The organism is Sphaerochaeta associata (assembly GCF_022869165.1).
Lineage (GTDB): Bacteria > Spirochaetota > Spirochaetia > Sphaerochaetales > Sphaerochaetaceae > Sphaerochaeta > Sphaerochaeta associata.
In genome coordinates this window covers 2,089,190-2,111,909 of record NZ_CP094929.1, presented here as the reverse complement: position 1 = coordinate 2,111,909, position 22,720 = coordinate 2,089,190, and the positions used below count along the sequence as shown (strand labels likewise).

Genomic DNA, 22,720 nt, shown 5'->3' with positions numbered 1-22,720 from the left:
ACAAGACCGGGCTTGAGAACCCGGTCTTGTGTCGGTTGTCACCTATTTGGATTGCTCCAGGGCCAAGGTGACGGTGGTTCGGTCACACACCTCGGCAGGTCCGAAATACTGTACGGCTCCAGGGTAGGTGAAACAGGTCTTGCGTGCCCACTGAGCGCGATGCTCGGCAAAGTAGGCGAACGGCTTGCCTTCCAGTTCAACCAACGCCTTCTTGATGACGGGCTTCTTCGATCCGTGGCGGACTTCCATGTTCATCATCATGGTGATGGGGATGCCGCCTGCATTCCACTGCTCAGCAGGTGCGCAAAGGTTTGTGACTGAACTCAGGTAGCCGCTCAGGCCGGATCCAATGAGGCAGAAGGCATTGTAACCGAGACTGTAGCAGTAATCGGCATCAAAGTTGGTCGGGAAGGCACAGCGTCCTTCATAGCCGAAGAAGTGGGTCATCGCGCTGAATTTCCCGGTATAGCTTCCTTCAGCCTTCATCTGCTTGAGGCGGGTTTCGACCATGGTGGAGAGCAGCTTGTCGGTCTCGATACGCGATACCTGGACGTTTCCATGGGGGTCGCGGTCCATCAACAGCTGCTTCTGGATTTCATCGGGAAGAATGGAGAACACGGTTTGCGAGCTCTTGCTCAAACGACTGCCGACGAACGCTACGCGCTGGGCACTGTCGGTCAAGGCGTTGAAAGCAACCTCTTCCTTTGCCAGGAGGTGGTTGATCTCGTCGATCAAAGCCTTGATCTCCGGGATGAACTCAACCAGGCCTTCGGGAATAAGCACCACACCGAAGTTGTTTCCATCCAGTGCACGATCGCTCACCGTCTTGGCGATATACTCAACAATGCTGACCAGACTCTGCTTGTTGGCCTCGACCTCTTCACTGACCAGACATACATTCGGCTGGGTCTGAAGAGCGCACTCCAATGCGATGTGACTTGCACTGCGACCCATCAGTTTAATGAAGTGCCAGTACTTCTTGGCACTGTTTGCATCGCGCTCGATGTTGCCGATCAGCTCGCTGTACGTCTTGGTGGCGGTATCGAACCCGAACGATATTTCAATGGATTCATTCTTCAGGTCCCCGTCGATGGTCTTTGGGCAACCGATGACTTGGATACCGTGCTGCTTCTCCAAGAAATACTCGGCAAGCACGGCTGCATTGGTGTTTGAGTCGTCACCGCCGATGATGACCAAGGCGCTGATGTTGTGTTTCTTGCATACCTGGGCGCAGACTTCGAACTGCTCCTGTGTCTCGAGCTTGGTGCGGCCGCTGCCGATGATGTCGAATCCACCGGTGTTGCGGTACGGGGCGAGGAATTCGTCGGTGATGATCTGGTAGGAGTCCTGTAGAATGCCGGACGGGCCGCCTTTGAACCCGTACAAGGTGTTCTCGGGATTTGCAGCCTTGAGGGCGTCGAACAAGCCGCTGATGACATTGTGTCCTCCGGGAGCCTGTCCACCACTGAGGATGACGCCGACATTTCGCTGAGCAGTAACGGCTTTGTTGTCGCCTTCGGTAAAGGAGACTCTGCTCATGCCATAGGTATGCGGGAACAGTGCCTTGACGGCATCAGCATCGGTCGCTGCACCGGTTGGTTCTCCATACACGGCTTCGATGCTGGTGATATCCTTCCTGAGAATTGCGGGCAGTTTTGGCTGGTACGCATAGCGAACCTTCTGCAAAGGGGAAATGTCCATAATGAACTCCTATAATGTAAGTATCAGAACAAGCTAACCATAGAACAAAACGGCGGTGTGTTTCAAGCATAAACACTTGCTTGGCGGCCAAGAGGCTGGTATACAGGAGACAGGGGGCGGACTATGTACCAAGAGATTGCTGTCAATGATAGCTGGCGTTTTTATCCAGGTTTTGAGGATGCGTTCCTCCAAATCGAGTATGATTGTTCCTCCTGGAAGCGGGTGGATCTGCCGCACAGCCCCCACCAGTTTGAGATCGGGTATCGTAAAGAACTCTCATATCAGCAATTATCGACGTACAAACGAAGATTCTCGGTCAAAAAGGAAGCACATCAATTGCTCTCCATCCGGTTCGACGGCATCGCAAACAGTGCACGGTTTTACTGCAACGGAGAGCAGGTCGGCAGCAGCTTCGGCACCTATCTTCCCTTTACGCTTGAGCTGGGTTCGATGGATGAGTTCGACCTTACCGTAGTTGTCGATGCGACCGAAGACCCCGCATTCCCCCCATTCGGGGGGAGCGTGGACTACCTTGCCTTCTGCGGCATCTACCGCCAGGCAACGATGATTGTCAGAGAGAAGGAGCACATCACCTTTCTCTCGGTGACAAGCAGCACCAAAGATCGTGCAGAACTTCATGCAAGGGCGGTGCACAGTGATTCGTTGCGGGTGACAGCCTCCTTGCTGGATGGTGAGTCCTTGGTGGCGAGCGCTGAGACCGTGGTTGAAAACGGCTTGTTTCATCTTGTCTTCGATGCCTTGCAGCTCAGGCAGTGGAGCTTGGACGATCCCTATCTATATACGATTCGTGTGACGCTTGCAGATGCGGAGGAAAGAGTCGTTCGTTTCGGCAGCAGGCATGCGGAATTCAAAGCCGACGGGTTTTATCTCAACGGACGGAAGCTGACGCTTGTCGGTTTGAACCGCCATCAGGACTACCCGTATCTTGGGTATGCGGCCCCTCCAAGCCTGCAGCGCCATGATGCCCTGTTGCTCAAGCAGCTGGGGGTGAATCTGGTACGAACCAGCCATTACCCGCAGGATCCCAGCTTTCTTGATGCGTGTGATGAAATGGGGTTGCTGGTCTTCGAGGAGATCCCAGGCTGGCAGCATATCGGAAGCGGGGAGGTCTGGAGAAAGGCCTGCCTTGAGAATACCCGCTGTATGATCGAGCGCGACTGCAACCATCCCTGCATCATCCTGTGGGGGGTGAGAATCAATGAGTCACCGGATGACGAGCAACTCTACAAAGCCACGAATGCACTGGCTCGTCACATCGATCCCCATCGGCAGACAGGGGGTGTGCGCAACATCAAGCACAGTCAATTCCTGGAGGATGTCTACACCTATAACGACTTTTCGTATGCGGGCAAGGGCAGGGGATTGGAGAAAAAAACGAAAATATGTGCTTCGGGTTTCCCTTATCTGGTCACCGAATACTGCGGGCACATCTACCCCTGTAAGCGATTCGACCCGCCGATGATGAGAAGCGAGCATGCACTCAGGCATTTTCACATTCTCGATGCTGCAAGAGCCACCACCGGACTGTCGGGAGCAATCGGTTGGTGCATGCATGACTACTATACGCATGCGAATTTCGGAAGCGGTGACCAGATTTGCTACCATGGGGTTATCGATTTGGCTCGTAATCCCAAAGCCGCCGCATATGCCTACATAAGCCAGATGGAGCAGCAACCCATGCTGTGTGTGCTTTCCAGCATGGAAGGGGGAGACCACCCCAATGCCTGCCTGGATCAGGCTGTTGTGGCCACCAACTGCGAAGCGGTGCGGCTATGGTTCAATGATGAGGTGGTTGGAGTTTTTTATCCCGACTATAAGCAATTCCCCCACCTCGCCCATCCCCCGGTCATCATCGGCGACTTCATCGGTGACCGGCTCAAGGCTGAATCTTACCTGAATGCAAGACAGAGAAAGAGCCTCTCCCGCCTTCTTGGCAAGGTGGGCAGGCAGGCCGTAAAACTGACGCTTTTCGATACCCTCAAGATGGGTTTCTTTCTCGCAAGACACCGCAAGAACTATAGTGATGCAGTGCGTCTGTTCACTACCTATGTAGGCAACTGGGGGAGCAAGGAGGTATCCTGGCGCTTCGAGGGTCTGGTCGACGGCAAGGCAAAGGTGGTGGAGGTTCTCAAGGCAGGCCTCTCTCCGACACTTACGCTCACCAGTTCTGCGACCTCTCTTTCACTTGCTTTGCCTACCTATGATATGGCCGCCGTACAGGTATTGGTCTTTAAAGAGGGACAGGTTCTTCCATTAAGCTATGCCGCAATTGCCTTCACCGTCAGTATTGAAGGCCCGCTTGCGCTGGGCAGCCCTGCAACCAGCTGCACCATCGGCGGTAGTGCAGTCATTTACGTCAGGACGATCGGAAAAGCCGGAAAAGCACGACTGACGGTCCACTCGGTATTAGGTGACACGACCTTGTCTTTTACAGTAGGCTAGTGCCATGCTGAAGTTGTATGTTGATGCCGATTCGTGCCCGAAAAATCTCCGACAGGTTGTGCTGCGTGCAATCATGAGGAAGAACCTGATCTCATTTTTTGTTGCCGACCGACCGTTGAAGGACATTGAGATTGCGTATCAGGAGCATACCTCCGAGCTCAGGAAAGCCGCAAAAGAGGCGGGAGAGATCGATGAAATGGCCCTGCGGGCGATAAGGAGCCCAATCTCGATGGTCATCGTAAAACCGGGGATGGACAGCGCCGACGATTGGATCGTCGAGAATGCCTCGCTCCCGGCCCTTGCCATCACCCACGACATCCCTCTCGCGAGCCGTCTGGTCGAGAAAGGCCTTATTGTACTCGATGACCGCGGCAAGACCTATACCCGGGAGAATATGGCACAGCGGCTCTCGGTGCGGAATGCAATGACTGAATTCAGGGAGATGGGCCTGTTTGCCGAGAAACACGAACGTATGGGAAACAAGCAGATCAAGGCATTCAGCGATGCGTTCGATTCCCTGCTGACTGCAATGTTGAAGCAATAAGGAAGTATACGCTTCTTCAAGGGTAATGAAACGAACAGTCATGCTTCTCTATCATACGAGCTTGGAACGTGAACAACTGCAAAGCCGACTAGCGGCATTCTCCTTTCTAGAGCTGGATTGCCAAAAGCTCGATGGAAAAAGAACTGTCGAGTATGCTCTTCCGGTGATCTGCTTCGCCCGCGACCTGCCCAGAGCCCTTCTGTTGAAGCAGCACATCCTCTGCCCGTCGTTGCTCCTGTTCTGCCCCCAATCACTTATCGGGATGTGCAGTCTGCTCGAGGATGATCATTGCAGGACTAGAAGCCTCTCCTGTTCCACTGCGTCGCTTCAACATGCCCTGCTCTCCTTGACCGACGGCAACGAACCAGGCTCTGTCAGGGAACAGCCTGTCCTGTTGACCCGGCGCGAACAGCAAGTCCTTTCTCTTATGCTCAGCGGTCAGGACATGGCTTCCATCGCCCGTAGCCTGGGTGTCAAACGGTCGACCGTTGTTGCGCACAAGAAACACTTGTTCCTGAAAAGCGGGGTGCACACAACCAGTCAATTGGTTGTGTGGGCCATGCTCAAGCAGGTGTGTACCCAGTAAGATAACATGAGAATGAAAGTGAAAATGCAAGTGAACATGAAAACAAAAAAATAGCGGTGGAAGGTTCCACCGCGGTAGTGCTAGAAATCTGCGAGCTTGGGGGCTCTGGGGTAGGGGATGACATCGCGGATGTTTCCCATTCCTGTAATATATTGGACGGCCCGTTCGAATCCCAAGCCGAAACCGGCATGGGGAACCGACCCGTAACGTCTGAGGTCGAGATACCACCAATAAGCCTGCGGGTCGAGCTTGAGCTGCAGCATGCGCTGTGTCAGGACATCAAGATTCGACTCACGTTCACTTCCCCCGATGATCTCACCAAGACGAGGAACCAGCACGTCCATGCCCCTGACCGTCTTTTCGTCGGCGTTCAGCCGCATGTAGAAGGCCTTGATCTCCTTGGGATAGTCGGTGACGATGACCGGACGCTTGCATACGACTTCAGTCAGGAACTTTTCGTGCTCGCTCTGCAGGTCGCTGCCCCAGGCTACTGGGAATTCAAAGCTGGAGTTGTGTTTCTCTAGCTCCTTTACCGCCTCGGTGTAGGTCATGTGGGCGAAGGGAGACTCCACAATCTGACGCAGGGTCTGCTCCATACCCGCTTCTACAAACTTGCTGAAGAAAGCCATATCCTCGGGGCACTTCTCCAGTACCGTCCTGAAGAGATACTTGAGAAAGGCTTCCGCCACTTCCATGTTTCCGTCGAGCTCACAGAAGGCCATTTCCGGTTCAACCATCCAGAATTCGGCGAGATGGCGCTTGGTGTTGGAGTTCTCGGCACGGAAGGTGGGTCCGAAGGTGTATATGTTCTTCAGCGCCATGGCGTATGTCTCGCCCTCGAGCTGTCCACTCACCGTAAGGAACGCTTCACGGCCGAAGAAATCCTTGGAGAAGTCGATTTTCCCCTCTTCGGTCCTGGGAACATTGTTCAAATCCAGCGTGGTCACCAGAAATTGTTCGCCGGCCCCCTCGGCATCGCTCGCGCTGATGATCGGGGTGTTTACATAGGCAAATCCGCGTTCCTGGAAGAACTGATGTACGGCGAAGCTCAAGGTATTGCGCACACGTGCCACTGCTCCGAACATGTTGGTTCTTGCCCTGAGGTGGGATATTTCCCGCAGATATTCGATGGTGTGGCGCTTCTTCTGCAAGGGGTAGGTGTCAACCGGACACTCCCCGACCAAGGTGATGTCACTCGCAGCCATCTCAACGGCCTGGTCGCCTCCGGCGCTCTCGACGATGGGACCCTTGCAGATTACAGAACATCCGGTGGTGATGGAGGCCAAGGTATCCGAATTCCCAAGCTTGTCCTTGTCGATGACTATTTGCAGACCTTTCAGGCACGAACCGTCATTCACCTCAAGGAAGCATACATTCTTGCTGTCACGCTTGGTTCTCACCCAACCTTCCGCCGTGACGATCTCTGTCGATGGTGTTCTCTTGAGCAATGCTGAAATTCGTTCTTTCATGGGTCATGACTCCTTCTCGTAATTACGCCATTATGGTTTGTTTGGTGCAAAATAGTCAATATTCATCATGGTTTGCAGGGGGCAGGAGGTGAGGGAGCGTATTCTGGTTTGTATGACCTGTGTCGAGAGAGGATAATACAAGGGATAAAAAGAAGTTATGTTTTATTTTGACAGATTGACAAAATGTGATAAAGTGTATATAAAATAGATAGAATACTCCATGGAGGCCTTGCATGTATAAGACCATACCTCAAACATTTGCCCAAATCGTATCCAAATATCCTGCCTATGCAGTACAGATGAGTAAGGATAAGAATGGCATTTTTACTTCAGTGTCCTATTCCGAGCTCTCCAGTGAGGTAAACAGTCTTGCAGCCTCACTCGCAAAGCGGGGAGTGAAACGGGGCGACCTCATTGGACTGATCAGCGACAACCGCAGCGAATGGCTTGCCAGTGATCTGGCGATTCTCACTCTTGGAGCAGCCGACGTCCCTCGGGGCCGCGACGCAATGCCCTATGAAATCAGCTTCATTCTCAACATCACCGAAGCAAGGTTTTGCTTCGTGGAGAATGCGGTGCAGCTTCGCAAGATTGTAAATCTGCTGGACAAGCTGCCCGCCCTGAAACACCTGATCGTCATGGACCAGGAGTTCGACCAAAAGATGGCCGATGATGTGACCAAACCCGAGGATGTTGAAATTCTGCTCTATCGCAACTTGGTCAAGGAGGGTCGAACCCTTCTCAACGATCGCAACATTGCCAAATTCATCGAGGACGAGCGGCAGAAAGGTACAGAAGATGAGACCGCCACCATTATTTTCACCAGCGGAACAACCGGCGACCCGAAAGGGGTGATACTCACCCATAAGAATTTTGCCTATCAGCTGGAAGCAGTGCCCAAGCTCATTGAAAAGTTGGCACCGGGCCAACGATGGCTCAGCGTTCTTCCCGTCTGGCACTCCTTCGAGCGCATCCTGCAGTACATGATCATCAGCAATGCCTCGACCATCGCCTACTCGAAACCACTTGGTTCCATCCTTCTTGCCGACCTTGCAGTGGTCAATCCCCATTGGATGGGCTCGGTCCCCAGAATTTGGGAAGCCGTTAAGGCTGGTGTGTTCGCCAGCACGAAAAACAAGAGTCCGATCGCCAAAGGTCTGTTCGCGTTCTTCATCCAGGTGGCACGGCTGTACAGCCGCAACAAGGACCTGCTTCTTGGGGAAGTGGCGACGTTCCAAAAGCGCAGTCGATTCCTCGACATCCTGGTTTCGGTGCTCCCGACGATTCTTCTGTACCCGCTCTACAAGCTGGGCGACAAGCTCGTATTCTCCAAGGTGAAGCAAAAGCTCGGTAAGAATTTCATCGCCGGAGTCAGCGGAGGCGGCTCGCTCAGCGAGGGTGTCGACCTCTTTTTCGCATCGATCGGCATCAAGCTGCTCGACGGCTACGGCCTTACTGAAAGCGCCCCTGTCGTAGCGGTCAGACCGGTTTCCCACGGGGTGAAGCGCACCATCACCGCGTTGCAAGGAACAGAGGTTCGCATCGTAGATGAAGAGGGACGCGAGGTGAAGCCCGGTCAGAAAGGCGTCATCCTGGTGAAGGGACCGCAGGTCATGAAAGGCTACTACAAGCGTCAGGACCTCACCGATCGCGTTCTCTCCAAGGATGGCTGGCTCGATACCGGAGACCTTGGCATGTGGACGCACAAAGGCGAGTTTGCCATCTGCGGGCGAGCCAAGGATACCATCGTCCTCAGCGGTGGTGAGAACCTCGAGCCGGTTCCCATCGAAGCAAAGCTGTGTGAGAGCGAATTCATTGAAAGCGCCGTTGTCCTCGGACAGGACCAGAAGTATCTGGGAGCCTTGATTGTGCTGAATAAGAAGCGAATCGAGGAGTACCTTACCGAGAAGCAGATACCCTATCTTGCAGACAAGATCGCCGGTATGAAAGAAGTGAAGGAGCTTATCGAGAAGACGGTAGGTGAGATTGTAAACAGCAAACACGGCTTTAAGAGTTTTGAACACATTGTGCGGTTCCAGCTGCTTGCAAAGAGTTTCGAGGTCGGCAGGGAGTTGAGCGCCAAGCAGGAACTCAAGCGTTTTGAGATTCAGAAACTCTACCGGAATGAAATCCAGGAGCTGTTCGTCAGCTAAATGCCACTCACGGCCAAGGCTGCCGGTTTTCTTGCATTTTTTCTTTGTCTCCTATACTATAATAGAATATACAAGGAACCAGGGGTTGCAATGATCCAGATCATAGGCACCAGGAAGTGCAAGGAAACAGCCAAGGCCTTACGAGCCTGCAAGGAGCGAGCGATTGCGTTCCAATTCGTAGACTTGGCTGAACGCGAGCTCTCGGCGGGTGAATGGAAATCACTTTTTACCGCCAGCGACCCGCTCTCACTGTTGGACAGTGAGAGCTCTTACTATAAAAAGCAAGGTTATGCATTTCGTGAATTTGATGCCCGAGAAGAGCTTGTCGAGCATCCCGCATTGTTGAAGACTCCGATTCTTCGGTGCAAGGGTCGTGTACATGTCGGTTTCGACCTCTCTGTTTTAATGGAATGGGGAGCACAGTAATGCTGCACTACGCTGTTCTAGGCAGTGGTTCCAGTGGAAATAGTTATGTATTCTCCGATGGCACCACCTCATTGCTCATCGACCAAGGCTATAGTGTGGTTGAGCTCAGGCGAAGGCTGGACCGATTCGGCATTGATTTGGCGTCGGTGAAAGCTGTTTTTGTCACGCATCTGCATCCCGACCATGCAAAAGGGGTCGGTACGCTGTGCCGCAAGCAAAACGTAGCTGCCTACATCAGTGCAAGATCGGTGCAGGAACAGCCCGATCAGTTTGCAAAGCTTTGCATACCCGAAAAGCAGGTTGCAACCGTCGAACCTTTTGAAGTGGTATCAATCGGACCCTTCAGCCTGTTCTGTTTTGCCACCAGCCATGACAGTGCCGGCTCCGTCGGATGGTTCATCACCTATGAGGACCAGAACCTGATGGTTCTGACCGATACCGGCCTTACCACCGACGAGCATATGAGTCTTGCCAAGGAGGCGGGCATCCTCTTTTTGGAAGCCAACTATGACAGGCGGATGCTGCAGACCGGGCCGTATCCCCTCTACTTGAAACGACGCATCGATGGTTCGTATGGCCATCTATCAAACGAGCAAGCCTTGTATTTCCTGCAGGAAAGCGGGTTTGCCGGCAAGCATATTTACTTTATTCATCTATCAGATGTAAACAATGATCCCGCCCTCTTGGAGAAAGCAGCACACCAATGCATCCAGACCCCATTTACGGTGTGCCATAAGAACCAATGGTATGGTCCACAGCCGGAGGCGCTATGAAGAAGAACCGCAAGAAAAAAGAAGAAAAACGTCAAGTTTGGTCGTATCGTACCATTCGAAAGCTGAAAAGGGAGGACGGCCTTACCATGAAGGCTGTCACCAGCTATACGATGGAGTCGGTGGTTGAGTGCACCGTCAGCAGGAATGCCAAGCGTATTGCACTGCGCACCTATGGAGAGGATGAGGGTGAGGTGACCTATGCCCAGCTCAAGGCCATGAAGGATGCAATCGGAGTCTTTCTCCTCGAGCATGGATTCGTTCGCGGCGACCGCATCGCACTCCTCGGTGAAAGCTGCCCCACATGGTTGATCGCGTATTTCGGCATAACAAGCATCGGATGTACGGCGGTGCCTGTGCTTCCCGATTTCTCGGCCAAGGAAGCGTGTCAGATATTGGCCCACTCCAAGGCCAAGGGTGTGGTTGTCAATGCAAAGCATTTTGAGAAGGTGATTCCGTTTGTAAAGGACAATCCATCGATGTTGGTGAGAATGGAGGATCTCTTCCATATTCCCGATCCCATCAGCAGTCAGCTGGTGGACCGCCAACAGTTTGCTGCAGCCCCCGGACGGGATATCAGGCGTCGCAAGCTGGACAAGAAGGCCGAGCAGCTCAGGCTCTCTTCGCTTGCCAGGGAAGAGGATCTCGCCTCCTTGATCTATACCAGCGGGACAACCGGAAACAGCAAGGGTGTCATGCTCACCCACAAGAATCTGGTGTGGAATGCAGACATCTCCACCGATGTATATGTGAATCTGAAACCCGGTGACAAGGTTCTTTCCATTCTTCCCATCAGCCATGTGTATGAATTCACCACCGGTCAGATTCTGGAACTGATGCGGGGTTGTGAGATTGTCTACCTGGGCAAGGCCCCGGCACCGTCGGTTCTGCTCCCTGCTCTCAAGGAAGTCCGTCCACGTATCGTCATGACTGTTCCCCTGCTCATGGAGAAGGTGTACCGCAGCTCGGTCCTGCCGGTGCTCAGGGACAACAAGAACTTGGAAAAATGGCTTAAGTATCCAGTGGTGCGGCGGTTCATCTGCCGCGTCATCGGCCGCAAGCTGAAAATGACGTTCGGCGGAAGGCTCAAGTTCTTTGGTATCGGGGGGGCTCCATTGGACCGCGAGGTTGAGCAGTTCCTCAGCGATGCAAAGTTCCCGTATGCCATCGGCTACGGTCTGACCGAGACCTCTCCCTTGATCGCCGGAGGACAGCCGAAGAAGCACTATGTCGGAGCCATCGGGAAATTGGTGGAACATGTGGATGTCAAACTTGAAAACCCCGATCCTGCCACGGGTGTGGGTGAGATCCTGGTCAAGGGACCCAACGTCATGCAGGGCTATTACGACAATCCCTCCCTCAACGCCGAGGTTTTCACCAGTGACGGCTACTTCCGTACCGGCGACCTTGGCCATTTGGACAAGCACGGCAGGCTCTCCATCAAGGGAAGAACCAAGACGATGATCCTGGGAAGCGGGGGTGAGAACATCTATCCCGAGCTTATCGAGGCGGTCATCAACAACCAGAGTTTTGTCACCGAATCGTTGGTGGTACCCGAGCACGGTGGCCTCATCGCCTTGGTCAAGATTGACTTTGATATGTTCGCCCAGAAAATGGCGATCAACGTCAACGATGCAAAAACCGAAGCCCTCAAGTACGTGGCCAAGCTTCGTGAGGATGTCAACAAGGAGCTCAGTGCTTTCAGCAGGATCAGTGCCGTCGAGCTGCAGGAGGAGCCCTTCCAGCGCACTCCGACCCAGAAGATCAAACGATTCCTCTACTCGAGAATCAAAGATGATGGGTCAAAGGAGAAACCACAGACTTGAGTCTTGAGCCGTTGGTGTGGTATATCTTTCGAAAGGAAAAACCATGGCAAACGTAGACATCAGGATTCGAAAGGTGGAGGCTCTTGCCACCCCCGATGAACTGTACACACAGTTCCCCGTGGATGAGGCAACCAGCGACTCGATACACCAGACTCGGCAGACTGTAAATGATATCATCCAGGGAAGGGACCGGCGATTGTTGGCAATCGTAGGTCCCTGCTCTCTTCATGACCCTGTTGCCGCACTCGATTATGCGAAAAAGCTGAAAACTCTCTCCCGCGACATCGAGGATGAGATGTTTGTAGTGATGCGCACCTATTTTGAGAAACCCCGGACGGTCGGAGGATGGAAGGGACTAATCCTTGATCCGAAGATGGATGGAAGCTACGACATCGGCGGAGGCATCGCCTTGGCCAGGTCCCTGCTGCTGGAAATCGTCAAACTCGGCCTGCCTGTTGGGTGTGAGGTGCTCGATCCAATCATTCCCCAATACATCGATGAGCTGATGAGTTGGTCGAGTATCGGAGCCAGAACCACCGAGAGCCAGATTCATCGAAATCTTGCCAGCGGCTTGAGCGTTGCAGTGGGGTTCAAGAACAGCACCAGCGGTGATTTGGTCACCGCAGTCAATGCAATCAAGAGTGCCTACCAGCCGGCCTCGTTCATAGGTATGGACGGGAAGGGCGCAAGCGCAATCTTCCGCACCACCGGCAACGACTGTTGCCATCTCATCCTTCGCGGCGGCGACCAGAGTCCCAACTACTATGAGGATGATGTAGAGAGTGCACGCCTGCTTCTTGAGAAGGAAGGCCTCGAGCCGGCCATCATCGTCGATTGCAGTCACTCAAACTCCCGCAAGAACTACGAAAGGCAGAAGCGGGTGCTGCGTTCGATCATCGATCAGGTGTGCTGGGGGGAAAAAGCCATCCGCGGTTTCATGCTGGAGAGCAATCTCCTGCCTGGTTGCCAGAAAATTCCCGATGATTTGGCGAATCTCAAGTATGGGGTTTCCGTCACCGATGCCTGCATCGGATGGGACGAAACCCAAAGGATATTGGTGCATGCTTGCGAATTGCTTCGCAAGGCTCGACTCGAAGGCGGTAGTGTTCAGCCGCTGTAGATAAGGGGGATGGTATGGTTCCATCTGTATTGGTTATTCTTGCTGAAGGCTTTGAAGAAGTGGAAGCGGTCACACCCATCGATTTGCTCAGGCGAAGCGGAGCGAAGGTTGTGGTTGCCGGCCTTGATGATTTGATGGTTAAAGGCTCGCACGGTTTGGTTGTCGGTTGCGATCGACTGCTCAGTGAGTGCATGGATGAAGTGTTTGACTGTGTGGTTCTGCCCGGCGGCGGCAAGGGTTCTCAAAACCTTGCTTCCTCCTTCAGTGTGATGGAGGCGGTGATTAAGACAGCCCAAACGGGGTATGTTGCGGCCATCTGCGCTGCTCCTGCAGTCGTCTTGGGCAAGACGGGGCTTCTTGAGGGAAAGCGGGTGACCGGGTATCCATCAACAGAGGAACTCTGCCCTGGTTTGAAACTGGAGAATGAGAAGGTTATAACAGACGACAGGCTGATAACCGCCCAGGCAGCCGGCAGTGCCTTGCATTTTTCCCTGGCTGTCATCGCAGCATTGTTTGATCAGAAAACTGCTGATGCAATCGCAGAGCAAGTAAAATTTTAGGGGTGGAAAGCATGGAGATTGGGTTTGACAACGAGAAGTACCTTTGTGAACAAAGGCACTTCATCCTTGAACGGGTGAAGCAGAGCGACGGAAAGCTCTATCTCGAATGCGGGGGGAAATTACTCTTCGATTATCATGCAGCCCGGGTGCTCCCGGGCTTCGATCCGAATGTGAAGATGCGGGTGTTTCAGTCATTGAAAGACCAAATCGACGTCATCATCTGCATCCACAGCGGAGACATTGAACGACGCAAAATGCGAAGCGACTTCGGTATCACCTACGACACCGATGTCTTCAAGATGATCGACGACTTCTCCAAGTGGGGTCTGACGGTCACCCGTGTGGTCATCACCCGCTTCGATGAGGAGCCGGGGGCTGTACACTTCAAGAATCTTCTTGAGCAGCGCGGTATTACCGTATACACCCATAAGGCGACACGCGGGTATCCCAACGACGTTGACCTGATCGTCAGCGACGAAGGCTACGGAGCGAACCCGTATATTGAGACCGAGCATCCTGTTGTCATTGTCACCGGTCCAGGCCCTGGATCGGGAAAGCTGGGAACCTGTCTTTCCCAAATGTACCATGACTACAAGGATGGCAGGCGCAGCGGCTACTCCAAGTTCGAGACTTTCCCGATCTGGAACCTGCCGATCGACCACCCAGTAAACATCGCTTATGAAAGCGCGACCGCCGATTTGGGGGACAAGAATCTCATCGACCATTTTCATGCCAGTGCCTATGGAGCCATTACGGTCAATTACTCCCGTGATTTGGAAGCGTATCCGCTGCTGAACAGGATCTTGAGTAAGATCACCGGTACCGATTGTCTCTACAAGAGTCCTACCGATATGGGTGTCAACCGCTGCGGGTTTGGCATCATCAACGATGCAGTGGTTCGCAAGGCGGGCCAGCAGGAAATCATTCGTCGATATTACCGTGCCGCCTGCGAGTATGTGCAAGGAATCGGCAGTAAGGAGACGGTGGAACGCAGTCGATCCATCATGGAGGGAGCGAAGCTTTCCATCAATGACCGGTCAGTTGTTCCTGCAGCACAAAAAGCTCTGGAGGATGGTATTGCCAGGGGCAAGGGCCTTAACGGCATTGTCTGCGCTGCTGCAATCGAACTTCCCGACGGGCGTATCGTGACAGGTTGCAACTCTCCGTTCCTGCACGCTTCCTCGGCATTGATTTTAAATGCTGTGAAGGTGCTGGCGAATATCGACCATGAGGTGGATCTCATTCCACCGGCCATTGTGCAGTCGGTGACCGCCATGAAACGTGATGTTCTGAAGGGCAGGGGTGTGAGCCTGAACCTGGATGAGGTGCTCATCTGTCTGGCTATGAGCTGTGCTATCAGCGGGGAGGCGAAGAAGGCTTCGGCAGTGCTTCCCCTCCTCAATGCTTGTGAGGTTCATATGACCCATATCCCCTCGTCCGGCGACTCTTCGGGGTTGCGCAAGCTTGTGCTGAATGTGACCAGCGAGCCTCGGTTTCCGACTTCCAATCTCTACAATCCAGCCTAGTTCAACCGAACAACCCTGCTAGGACGGGAAGAACCCCCAGGACGGCCAGGATGCGGAATGTATGCATCAGGACTATCTTGGGGGTTTGTAGTCCCAACTCGTCGCTGATGAGCCCCATTTCCTGTATGCCGCCTGGAGTGGAGGAGAAAAGGGCTGTAGCCCAGTCCATCCTGCAGACCTTGTGAAGGATGTAGGCGGTCAGGAAGGCCATTACAAAGAGTTCCAGGGTGAGAATGAATGAGGGAACGAGCAGGATGTTCACTTCCAAGAATGTCTGGGCGGTGATTTTACTGCCGATGTACGTACCGGCGAATATCTGTACGAGCACTTTCACGCTGCTCGGATACACAGCATTCTGCCTTGCCACGTTGAGTATGGCTACAGCAACGATCGAACCCAGGATGGCTCCGGCGGGAATCTTGAGAACGTAGAGAAGCAGGCCGCCGGCGAGAGCGCAGAGAAAGGTCAGCGCATAGTGGCGCAACGACTTCGTTTGTTTGTTCGCTCTCGGTATTTCGCTCTGATCGAGATGGTTGCCGGGCTGCTTGATTTTCAGCATGGCACGGATCATCGGTGGAAAGACTATGATCACCAAGGTGAGTCTGAAGAGCTGCAGCAGGGCGACATGTTCCATTACTGCACCGAAATCGGTTGCTACGAGGGCGAGGTCGGAGACACCCCCGGGAGCACAGGCAAAGAACGATGTCATAAAGCTGAGCGAGGTGAAGTGCTCCATCAGGAAGGCGAACACCAGGTTGGTCGCAAGCAGAACCGTGACCAACACGATGACCGGAAGGGCCATGGTCCTCAGTGATTGCACATCGGATCGGGAAAAACGGGTGCCGATGACCAGCCCCGAGACGATTTGCACGAGGATTCTCAATTCGTGGGGATAGGAGGGTACCAGGGTGGTGAAACTATTGAAAATCATGACACCCAGCATGGCTCCGACAAGAGCTCCTGCCGGGAGTCGGAGTTTTCTCAGCAACAGACCGCCAAGGGCTCCAACCACATGGAGTAGAACAAGTAGAAGTAAATTCATAAGGAATCCTTGCAATATATGATGAAGTAATGCTTGCAGTTGCGGTCACAACCCCAATCAGGTACTGATTGTATCACAAGTTTTACTTTGGAGGAACATTGGAAAGCTTATAGACTGCTTGACGTGCATCTATGGTACTGATACCTTCTAGATATGAAATTATCGACAAAAGGAAGATACTCCCTCCAAACCATGGTCTATCTGGCCACGTGCAGGGATAACTGCAGCATTCGCAGTATCAGTGAAGCCACCGGCATCAGCAGTGGTTACCTTGAGCAGCTGATGATTCCGCTTCGCCGTGCAGGTCTTGTGCAGGCTGAACGCGGGGTGCAGGGTGGATACCGTCTTGCCAAGGCCGATATAACCTGCAAAGAGGTGCTTACTGCCAGCGAGGGTGATTTCGAACCGGCTCCCTGTAAGAACTGCACCCGTACCGATGCCTGTAAGACGCATCAAATCTGGTCCTTGTTGCAAAGTGCCGTCGTGGATTTTTCCAATCAGGTGACCATAGAAGAGTTGGCCTCCCATCTGGTGGAGAGTGAGGCGGGGGGTGGTATATGAAAATTTCTACACGCGGCCGGTATGGCCTGAGGCTGCTCGTTGATATCGCCGAGCATTCCAATGAAGGACCGATCGCCCTGACGGTGGTGGCCAAGCGTCAAGCCTTGAGTGAGAAATATTTACAGCAGGTGGCTTTGCTGCTCACCCGCGGAGGTTTCTTGACTTCGGTGAAAGGTTCCGGCGGCGGGTATTTGCTCGAACGCAGTGCTGAAGCGATCATGATTTACGATGTCCTGGATTTGTTGGAAGGCAACATTGCTTTTGAAGAACCCCCTCAAGGTGAGGAGAATGCCATTGAACGGGTGATCCGGTTGCATTTCTATCAGAAACTCGACCAAGAGGTGAAGAAGGTCTTCGAGGGGTTATCGCTCAGTGAGGTCACCAAAGCGCAGTGGTTCACCTATGTTATTTAGGAAAGAGGGGCTTGACGAAGGAGCATCTTGTAATTACTATTATATCTACAAACTTACTAGGATATAACCCGTACCGGGAGGAGGCTGCTTAGCATGAGTGCACGCATATATCAGAATATCACCGAGAAAATCGGCAACACCCCTTTGATTCGACTCAACAGGCTCAACACAACCAAGGCGACGATCTTGGTGAAGGTCGAGAGTTTCAACCCTCTTTCCAGTGTGAAGGACCGTATCGCCCTGGCGATGATTGAAGGCGCAGAGAAACGCGGTCAGTTGAAGAGCGGCTCGGTTATTATTGAGCCGACCAGTGGAAATACCGGCGTTGGCCTTGCCTATATTGCAGCGGTGAAGGGATATAAACTTATCATTACCATGCCCGAGACAATGAGTGTAGAGCGCAGGAAGCTGCTTTCAGCCCTTGGTGCGGAGTTGATACTCACCGACGGATCGTTAGGGATGAAAGGGGCGATAGCCAAGGCTGAGGAAATCTCCCGCCACACCCCCGATTCCTTCATTCCCTCCCAATTCGAGAACCCCGACAACCCGAGTGTTCACTATGCCACAACCGGTCCTGAAATATGGACGGACAGCGGAGAGAAGGTGGACCTGTTCATAGCCGGGGTAGGCACCGGTGGAACCATCACCGGGGTCGGCCGGTATCTCAAGGAAAAAAATCCTTCGGTCAAGATCGTGGCGGTCGAGCCTGCCACCAGTCCCGTGCTCAGCGAAGGCTACGGTGGTCCCCATAAAATCCAGGGAATCGGGGCGGGCTTTGTTCCTGCCACGCTCGACCGTTCGGTCATCGATGAAATCTACACTGTTGAAGATGCAAAAGCCGGAGAGGCAGCCAGGCAGGCAGCCAAGCTTGACGGGCTGTTGGTCGGAATCTCCAGCGGTGCCGCTCTGAGCGCAGCCCTCACCTATGCACAGAGAGACGAGTGGGCTGGAAAAACCATTGTGGTTATGCTTCCCGATACCGGTGAGCGCTATCTTTCGACCTGGCTGTTCAGCGAGGCTTGAGAAGCGGCGCATCCATGGTATACTAGGGTATGAGAGAGCTGTTTCGATACCCTGATATCCAAGCAGCCCGTACGGTTGCATCCTATCGCCTGCTCAGCGACCAGGCCCTCCATGCCATGGCGGTGGCCCATGTCGAGCAGGTCTTGGAGTCCGACCGATTCAAGATTGTTTTTCGCAGTGGAAGCCAAAGCCGATTTCCCCATCTGAAAGCAGCCAGGAAGGATGAGCGGTTGTGGTGGGTCGTGGTGGAGGCTGCCATGTATCCTCATGCACCCGCCCTCTCCGCCGAAATCGCCAAGCAGGTGCTGAATCACGCCCGACTAGAAAAAGCCGTTGTCATGTATGCACCGCTCATGTTTATAAACACCAAGTCACAGAACCTCTCACTGCCCAGTCAGAACGGAAACTTTTCTGTTCTGTTCAATGGTTTCATCGAGGTGAATGCCCGGTCGCCTCGTGAAGGTAGGTAGGGACCAATCGACCATACCTGTCCTTGGTCGGGCCCCAGGTCAGGGAAAACCGTGCGGTGAGAGGAAAGGTGAAGATGTGTTCTGCGAAGAACTCTTCACTGCATGCGGCGATGCAGATACAACACGCCTCAGTCTCCCATTCTCCCTGATCCAGGGCCATACCAGAGTGCTGCAGCACTTGATGTACATCGGGTTCTAGGACGGGATCGACCATGGTTATGAGCAGGGGACTGGCCAGGTAGTGGGTCGCTCGGTCAATCAGTGTCGACGTTTGTTTTCCCAAACCCAACAGGCAGACCGCCCCGCTCTCATGTGACACTGAGAGCATTGCTTTTGTTTCGTCTTCTCTTGAGAGCTCGATGGCTACATCCAATACCCTGCATTGTTCTGTCTCCGTCAAGGATGCAAACACGGTGCCTAGGTTCTGATGGGCACCGAGGTGGATGTCTGCAAACGAGAAGGGGTAGAGCAGGGAGAAATCATCGGGCGGCAGTGAAGCTGCAATCCTGCCGATGAGCTTCAGCTGGCCCACATCAAAGAGATGCAGCAAAGCACCTCCTCGATGAACCAAGCGGTTGTAGCGGATGTGTTCAATGGTTTCCATGCAACGAGCCTCCCTTTTGCTGTACTGGTTCGCTTTGCTTGCATTAGCTTCAGCGCTTTGTTACAGTAGGCGCATGAGTGCATCCATTGATCTAGACGCAACCCTATTTTCAGGACAGACGTTTGCCTGGTCGAAGCAGGACGGAGTCTATCAGGCAGTGGTGGGGCGGCAGCTGGTCTGTTTTACCGAAAAGACCTTTGACCCATTGCTTGCTCAAAATGGAGCGCTGCGCCGTTATTTTGACATGGACTGGGAATACGGGAGGGCAGAGTCGTACCTGTCCTCCCTCGACCCTCATCTCGCTCGTGCAATACAGGCCTACAAGGGTCTGCATATCCTCAACCAGGATCCATGGGAGGTCCTGATGGGTTTTTTACTCAGCCAGAACAACAATATCAAGCGTATACGAGGCATGTATGAGCTGTTGTCCAAGCATTTCGGCACCCATGTCGAAGGTCCTTGGTATGCCTTCCCCCGCCCGGAGCAACTGATGAATGTCAGCGAACAGGATCTGCGGCAATTGGGTATGGGATTTCGAGCACCCTATCTGCTGGATGCAATTCAGAATCATGCACTCCTGCAAGCCATCCCGGACCTTGGCGATGAAGAAGCTTATCGTGCCTTGCAGACAATCCGTGGAGTGGGTCCGAAGGTAGCCCTTTGCATACTGGCCTTTGCCTTCCATCGTCAACAAGCCTTTCCCCTCGATACCTGGATGCTGAAGGTGATGAAGACGCGCTATCCCGGTCGTGATGCTTCATATTTCACCCCCTATGCGGCGCTCGCCCAGCAGTACCTGTTTCACTTTGAGCGTACCCAAGGAGGTCGGTTGTGATTGCCCTCTCTATTGTCGGCCTTCGGTTCGACCATCTGCCTCCTTCCAAGCAGGCCTTGTTTGCCTTTGAGGATGGCAGACTCAGCGAAGCTTGTGTGAAAATCAAAAAGCAAACCCAGAGCAAGTCGGTCCTGCTGCTGGCCACCTGCGATCGAATCGAGCTTTGGTGCGAACAGCCAAGGACCGGCACCGTGGAACCGCTGCTTCGCAGCCTTTCACTCTCGCCATTGACTTGGACAAGTCAGACGTATTCAATTTCGTCGCAGGAGAGTCTTCTGCACTGTATGTCTCTGGCGTGTGGATTGCTCAGCCCGCTCTTCGGAGAGGACCAGATCATCAGCCAAGTGCAACAAGCTTATACCCGCTCGGTAGGGGTGGGGTGCGCTTCATCGCTGCTCTCTTATCTTGTACGGGAGGTGATAACCACCGCCAAGCAGGTCCAGAGCAAGGTTGATCTTCAGATCGTAGATGAGAGTGTGGCTGAGCGCGTCTACAGCCTGGTGTCAGCCTATGAGAAGCAGCCGGTGCTTGTCATAGGAAGCAGCGCACTTGCCCGCTCTGTCGCCTCCTGCCTGGCTCGAAGAGATTTTATCGTATACATGACGATCCGCGATACAGAGAAAGCCGATCTTTTGGTTCCTCCCAAGGTTGAGGCAGTCGCCTATGAGAAGCGATTATCCTATCTGTCTCGCTGTCATGTTGTCATCAGTGCGACGAAGGGGATGGAGTACACCCTGACAAAAGAGCAGGTGGAAGGCACCCATCTCTATATCGATTTGGCACCGGTGAGGGATATCGACCCCGAAATCGAAGGTGTTGTACGCATCCAAGACCTCGATATTGACCTTCCAAGCCGTGAACGAGAGACGCAGAAAGCCCTCGGTATCATCGAAACGGCATGTGCTAAAACTGAACACTATCTGCACTATCGGTCAGCCGTACCGGAGTTGCAGAGTCTGGCAGTCGATGCAGCAAATGATCTGGTGTACCGGTTGCAGGCTCCGCTTAAGCAGGCAATGGCGGAGAATACTGATTTGGCCCAAGTCATTCATGAGACGGCCCGAAAAGCTTTCAGCCACTATCTGTATGCGCAAAAAAAAGAGCAGGCAAAACGCATGCATCTCGATCTTTCCATGCCGCTTGAGAACGGACAGGCCGGCTATTCCGGCGATCCCGCCGTTGTTATTGCACCCTTCCATACCTTGGAAAGGGAGGGATGGCGGCTTACAAAGCTGCAATTCGGCTCGCATGCGGCAACCCATATGGACAGCCCGGCTCATCTGTTGCCTGAAGGTTCGTCCTTGGACGAGATTCCCGTCTCCCGTTTCTTTGCAACGGCCTGTGTCTTGGATTGTTCGGAGGATTGCGACATTACAGTAGAAAAGGTCTCATGCATCGATTCGGACTGCGATGCCGTTCTCTTGTATACGAAGGGGAAGTCGTATCTGACCCAAGAGGCTGCGGCATACCTTGTTGAGCGCGGTGTAAGGATGTTTGGCTTCGACACGGGAAACTGTGACCGGGATGGGGACCTTGACTTCCCCATCCACCACACCATTCTCGGCTCCAACGCCCTGATTCTTGAGAATCTGGTGAACCTCGAACACATACTCCATAGAACCGTTCAGTTGACCGCCCTGCCTCTTTCCTACAAGCATGCCGATGGATCGCCGGCCAGGGTGGTTGCAACCTATGAAGCCTAGAACACGGTAAAGGTGTTGGAGAACGTTCTGCTCTCGCCTGCCTTCAGGTGCATCATGCCTTCCATCTCACTGAGGTCACGTTTTCGGGTTGCATCCTGGAAGCTGTACATCGGCTCGACGCAGACATAGGGGGCGTCGACCTTCTCCTTGGTCCAAATGACCAAGGTGGGTAGTTCCCCACGGTCTATTGTGACACCTGCCTTGCCATTTCGGCTTTTAAGGCTGACATACCGGCTCTTAAGGCCGTTGAGTACGATCGGGCCCTTGTCCAACTCCTCTCTGGTAAGCTTTAAAATGTCCTGGTCGTCCAAAAAGCGTTCCTGTCTTGCAAAGACGCCGTTGACCGGATAGAGCCTGTCTGCACTCTCCTTTTTTTCGAACTGGACATAGTACGACTCCAAGGGTGCATCGTTTCCGTTCATGTTCAAGCTGAAAGCCGGATGCCAACCGAATGTGCAGTACAGCTGCTCTTCAGCCTTGATGACAGCCTTGCTGGTATAGCCGTTCTCAAACAGGGTATGGGTTACCGTCAGGCTGAATTCAAAAGGGTAGAAGGCTCGTGTTCGATCATCACTGCACAGCACGAAGGTGGCTTCATAGGGTTTCTCTTGTGTTGTCTTGAAGTTCAGATCGCGAGCAAAACCGTTGACCGGCATGGTGTAGGTTTTTCCCTTTGCTTCCACTGTTCCGTCCGCCAGAGGCCCGGTGACCGGAAAGAGCAGGGGTGTGTGACGCGGCCAAAAGACGGGGTTCCCGTCGAAAATATATTGGACGTCCGTTTGAGTGTTGTACAGTGAGTGAATCTCGGCACCCACTTCAGAAATTTCCATCGTGAGGTTGTTGTTTCTCAAGGTAATCATGCAGTTTCTCCCTTATCGGCATCGTACGGCAATGTAATCCTTGTTGCAAGTTCCCTTAGGCAGAG

At 53.4% G+C, this 22,720-nt stretch carries 21 protein-coding genes; 16 read left to right on the top strand and 5 right to left on the bottom strand.

Annotation, left to right across the window (positions count from 1 at the left end; genetic code table 11):
- Positions 1 to 42: 42 nt before the first annotated feature.
- Positions 43 to 1,701 (bottom strand): diphosphate--fructose-6-phosphate 1-phosphotransferase, encoded by a 1,659-nt coding sequence (locus tag MUG09_RS09790; protein WP_244771242.1) that lies wholly within the window; start codon positions 1,699 to 1,701, stop codon positions 43 to 45.
- Between the two features lie 123 nt (positions 1,702 to 1,824).
- Here MUG09_RS09790 and MUG09_RS09785 point away from each other — a divergent pair, with 123 nt between their 5' ends.
- Genes MUG09_RS09785 through MUG09_RS09775 form a run of 3 tightly spaced genes read left to right on the top strand, consistent with a single transcriptional unit; the run spans position 1,825 to position 5,294 of the window.
- On the top strand, positions 1,825 to 4,164 hold the full coding sequence (locus MUG09_RS09785; RefSeq protein WP_244771241.1) for a glycoside hydrolase family 2 protein: 2,340 nt from the start codon (positions 1,825 to 1,827) through the stop codon (positions 4,162 to 4,164).
- Between the two features lie 4 nt (positions 4,165 to 4,168).
- Entirely contained in the window at positions 4,169 to 4,708 is a 540-nt protein-coding gene (locus tag MUG09_RS09780) for a DUF188 domain-containing protein (protein ID WP_244771240.1), read from the top strand.
- Between the two features lie 25 nt (positions 4,709 to 4,733).
- A complete protein-coding gene (locus MUG09_RS09775; protein WP_244771239.1) occupies positions 4,734 to 5,294 on the top strand; it encodes a helix-turn-helix transcriptional regulator in 561 nt (186 codons plus the stop codon).
- Between the two features lie 80 nt (positions 5,295 to 5,374).
- On the opposite strand, the gene asnS is transcribed toward MUG09_RS09775, so the two are convergent.
- On the bottom strand, positions 5,375 to 6,763 hold the full coding sequence (gene asnS, locus MUG09_RS09770) for an asparagine--tRNA ligase (RefSeq protein WP_244771238.1): 1,389 nt from the start codon (positions 6,761 to 6,763) through the stop codon (positions 5,375 to 5,377).
- A 233-nt stretch (positions 6,764 to 6,996) separates the two neighbouring features.
- Here asnS and MUG09_RS09765 point away from each other — a divergent pair, with 233 nt between their 5' ends.
- The 7 genes from MUG09_RS09765 to MUG09_RS09735 all read left to right on the top strand — a co-directional run bounded on the left by MUG09_RS09765 (position 6,997) and on the right by MUG09_RS09735 (position 15,144).
- The gene (locus MUG09_RS09765; protein ID WP_244771237.1) at positions 6,997 to 8,916 is read left to right on the top strand and encodes an AMP-dependent synthetase/ligase; all 1,920 of its coding nucleotides are present in this window, start codon (positions 6,997 to 6,999) and stop codon (positions 8,914 to 8,916) included.
- A 90-nt stretch (positions 8,917 to 9,006) separates the two neighbouring features.
- A complete protein-coding gene (locus tag MUG09_RS09760; RefSeq protein WP_244771236.1) occupies positions 9,007 to 9,342 on the top strand; it encodes an arsenate reductase family protein in 336 nt (111 codons plus the stop codon).
- A complete protein-coding gene (locus MUG09_RS09755) occupies positions 9,342 to 10,115 on the top strand; it encodes an MBL fold metallo-hydrolase (protein WP_244771235.1) in 774 nt (257 codons plus the stop codon). Before MUG09_RS09760 ends, MUG09_RS09755 begins: the two co-directional genes overlap by 1 nt.
- Positions 10,112 to 11,938, top strand: a complete 1,827-nt coding sequence (locus MUG09_RS09750) for an AMP-binding protein (protein WP_244771234.1) — start codon at positions 10,112 to 10,114, stop codon at positions 11,936 to 11,938. The genes MUG09_RS09755 and MUG09_RS09750 overlap by 4 nt, the downstream gene beginning before the upstream one ends.
- A 43-nt stretch (positions 11,939 to 11,981) precedes the next feature.
- On the top strand, positions 11,982 to 13,058 hold the full coding sequence (locus MUG09_RS09745; protein ID WP_244771233.1) for a 3-deoxy-7-phosphoheptulonate synthase: 1,077 nt from the start codon (positions 11,982 to 11,984) through the stop codon (positions 13,056 to 13,058).
- Positions 13,059 to 13,072: 14 nt separating this feature from the next.
- On the top strand, positions 13,073 to 13,618 hold the full coding sequence (locus MUG09_RS09740) for a DJ-1 family glyoxalase III (protein WP_244771232.1): 546 nt from the start codon (positions 13,073 to 13,075) through the stop codon (positions 13,616 to 13,618).
- A gap of 11 nt (positions 13,619 to 13,629) precedes the next feature.
- Positions 13,630 to 15,144 carry a DUF1846 domain-containing protein gene (locus tag MUG09_RS09735; RefSeq protein WP_244771231.1) on the top strand — a complete coding sequence of 505 codons (1,515 nt, stop codon included), beginning with the start codon at positions 13,630 to 13,632 and terminating at the stop codon, positions 15,142 to 15,144.
- Between the two features lies 1 nt (position 15,145).
- Here MUG09_RS09735 and MUG09_RS09730 read toward each other — a convergent pair whose 3' ends face one another.
- Positions 15,146 to 16,186 (bottom strand): AbrB family transcriptional regulator, encoded by a 1,041-nt coding sequence (locus MUG09_RS09730; protein ID WP_244771230.1) that lies wholly within the window; start codon positions 16,184 to 16,186, stop codon positions 15,146 to 15,148.
- A 153-nt stretch (positions 16,187 to 16,339) separates the two neighbouring features.
- On the opposite strand from MUG09_RS09730, the gene MUG09_RS09725 reads away from it, so the two are divergent.
- The 4 genes from MUG09_RS09725 (at position 16,340) to MUG09_RS09710 (ending at position 18,653) form a co-directional block, all read left to right on the top strand.
- Positions 16,340 to 16,747 (top strand): RrF2 family transcriptional regulator, encoded by a 408-nt coding sequence (locus tag MUG09_RS09725; protein WP_244771229.1) that lies wholly within the window; start codon positions 16,340 to 16,342, stop codon positions 16,745 to 16,747.
- Positions 16,744 to 17,160, top strand: coding sequence for an RrF2 family transcriptional regulator (locus tag MUG09_RS09720; protein WP_244771228.1), 417 nt, complete (start codon positions 16,744 to 16,746; stop codon positions 17,158 to 17,160). Before MUG09_RS09725 ends, MUG09_RS09720 begins: the two co-directional genes overlap by 4 nt.
- A 93-nt stretch (positions 17,161 to 17,253) precedes the next feature.
- Positions 17,254 to 18,183 carry a cysteine synthase A gene (cysK, locus tag MUG09_RS09715; protein ID WP_244771227.1) on the top strand — a complete coding sequence of 310 codons (930 nt, stop codon included), beginning with the start codon at positions 17,254 to 17,256 and terminating at the stop codon, positions 18,181 to 18,183.
- 29 nt (positions 18,184 to 18,212) lie between these two features.
- Positions 18,213 to 18,653 carry a hypothetical protein gene (locus tag MUG09_RS09710; RefSeq protein WP_244771226.1) on the top strand — a complete coding sequence of 147 codons (441 nt, stop codon included), beginning with the start codon at positions 18,213 to 18,215 and terminating at the stop codon, positions 18,651 to 18,653.
- Here the strand turns inward: MUG09_RS09710 and MUG09_RS09705 are convergent.
- Positions 18,613 to 19,257: a hypothetical protein gene (locus MUG09_RS09705; protein ID WP_244771225.1), complete on the bottom strand. Its 645-nt coding sequence runs from the start codon at positions 19,255 to 19,257 to the stop codon at positions 18,613 to 18,615. The genes MUG09_RS09710 and MUG09_RS09705 overlap by 41 nt on opposite strands.
- A gap of 73 nt (positions 19,258 to 19,330) precedes the next feature.
- Here MUG09_RS09705 and MUG09_RS09700 point away from each other — a divergent pair, with 73 nt between their 5' ends.
- Complete coding sequence (locus MUG09_RS09700; RefSeq protein ID WP_244771224.1) at positions 19,331 to 20,092, top strand: DNA-3-methyladenine glycosylase family protein; 762 nt, start codon at positions 19,331 to 19,333, stop codon at positions 20,090 to 20,092.
- Positions 20,089 to 21,795 (top strand): cyclase family protein, encoded by a 1,707-nt coding sequence (locus tag MUG09_RS09695; RefSeq protein ID WP_244771223.1) that lies wholly within the window; start codon positions 20,089 to 20,091, stop codon positions 21,793 to 21,795. Before MUG09_RS09700 ends, MUG09_RS09695 begins: the two co-directional genes overlap by 4 nt.
- On the opposite strand, the gene MUG09_RS09690 is transcribed toward MUG09_RS09695, so the two are convergent.
- Positions 21,792 to 22,655, bottom strand: coding sequence for an aldose epimerase family protein (locus tag MUG09_RS09690; protein WP_244771222.1), 864 nt, complete (start codon positions 22,653 to 22,655; stop codon positions 21,792 to 21,794). The genes MUG09_RS09695 and MUG09_RS09690 overlap by 4 nt on opposite strands.
- Positions 22,656 to 22,720 lie beyond the last annotated feature (65 nt).

Bases quoted from the DNA above. Each gene is read 5' to 3' on its own strand.
- MUG09_RS09740 (WP_244771232.1), top strand. From the start codon at position 13,073: ATGGTTCCATCTGTATTGGTTATTCTTGCTGAAGGCTTTGAAGAAGTG.
- MUG09_RS09725 (WP_244771229.1), top strand. From the start codon at position 16,340: ATGAAATTATCGACAAAAGGAAGATACTCCCTCCAAACCATGGTCTAT.
- MUG09_RS09780 (WP_244771240.1), top strand. From the start codon at position 4,169: ATGCTGAAGTTGTATGTTGATGCCGATTCGTGCCCGAAAAATCTCCGA.
- MUG09_RS09775 (WP_244771239.1), top strand. From the start codon at position 4,734: ATGAAACGAACAGTCATGCTTCTCTATCATACGAGCTTGGAACGTGAA.
- MUG09_RS09745 (WP_244771233.1), top strand. From the start codon at position 11,982: ATGGCAAACGTAGACATCAGGATTCGAAAGGTGGAGGCTCTTGCCACC.
- cysK (WP_244771227.1), top strand. From the start codon at position 17,254: ATGAGTGCACGCATATATCAGAATATCACCGAGAAAATCGGCAACACC.
- MUG09_RS09760 (WP_244771236.1), top strand. From the start codon at position 9,007: ATGATCCAGATCATAGGCACCAGGAAGTGCAAGGAAACAGCCAAGGCC.
- MUG09_RS09750 (WP_244771234.1), top strand. From the start codon at position 10,112: ATGAAGAAGAACCGCAAGAAAAAAGAAGAAAAACGTCAAGTTTGGTCG.
- MUG09_RS09755 (WP_244771235.1), top strand. From the start codon at position 9,342: ATGCTGCACTACGCTGTTCTAGGCAGTGGTTCCAGTGGAAATAGTTAT.
- MUG09_RS09730 (WP_244771230.1), bottom strand. From the start codon at position 16,186: ATGAATTTACTTCTACTTGTTCTACTCCATGTGGTTGGAGCCCTTGGC.
- MUG09_RS09720 (WP_244771228.1), top strand. From the start codon at position 16,744: ATGAAAATTTCTACACGCGGCCGGTATGGCCTGAGGCTGCTCGTTGAT.
- MUG09_RS09785 (WP_244771241.1), top strand. From the start codon at position 1,825: ATGTACCAAGAGATTGCTGTCAATGATAGCTGGCGTTTTTATCCAGGT.
- MUG09_RS09690 (WP_244771222.1), bottom strand. From the start codon at position 22,655: ATGATTACCTTGAGAAACAACAACCTCACGATGGAAATTTCTGAAGTG.
- MUG09_RS09710 (WP_244771226.1), top strand. From the start codon at position 18,213: ATGAGAGAGCTGTTTCGATACCCTGATATCCAAGCAGCCCGTACGGTT.
- MUG09_RS09735 (WP_244771231.1), top strand. From the start codon at position 13,630: ATGGAGATTGGGTTTGACAACGAGAAGTACCTTTGTGAACAAAGGCAC.
- MUG09_RS09705 (WP_244771225.1), bottom strand. From the start codon at position 19,257: ATGGAAACCATTGAACACATCCGCTACAACCGCTTGGTTCATCGAGGA.
- MUG09_RS09790 (WP_244771242.1), bottom strand. From the start codon at position 1,701: ATGGACATTTCCCCTTTGCAGAAGGTTCGCTATGCGTACCAGCCAAAA.
- MUG09_RS09700 (WP_244771224.1), top strand. From the start codon at position 19,331: ATGAGTGCATCCATTGATCTAGACGCAACCCTATTTTCAGGACAGACG.
- asnS (WP_244771238.1), bottom strand. From the start codon at position 6,763: ATGAAAGAACGAATTTCAGCATTGCTCAAGAGAACACCATCGACAGAG.
- MUG09_RS09765 (WP_244771237.1), top strand. From the start codon at position 6,997: ATGTATAAGACCATACCTCAAACATTTGCCCAAATCGTATCCAAATAT.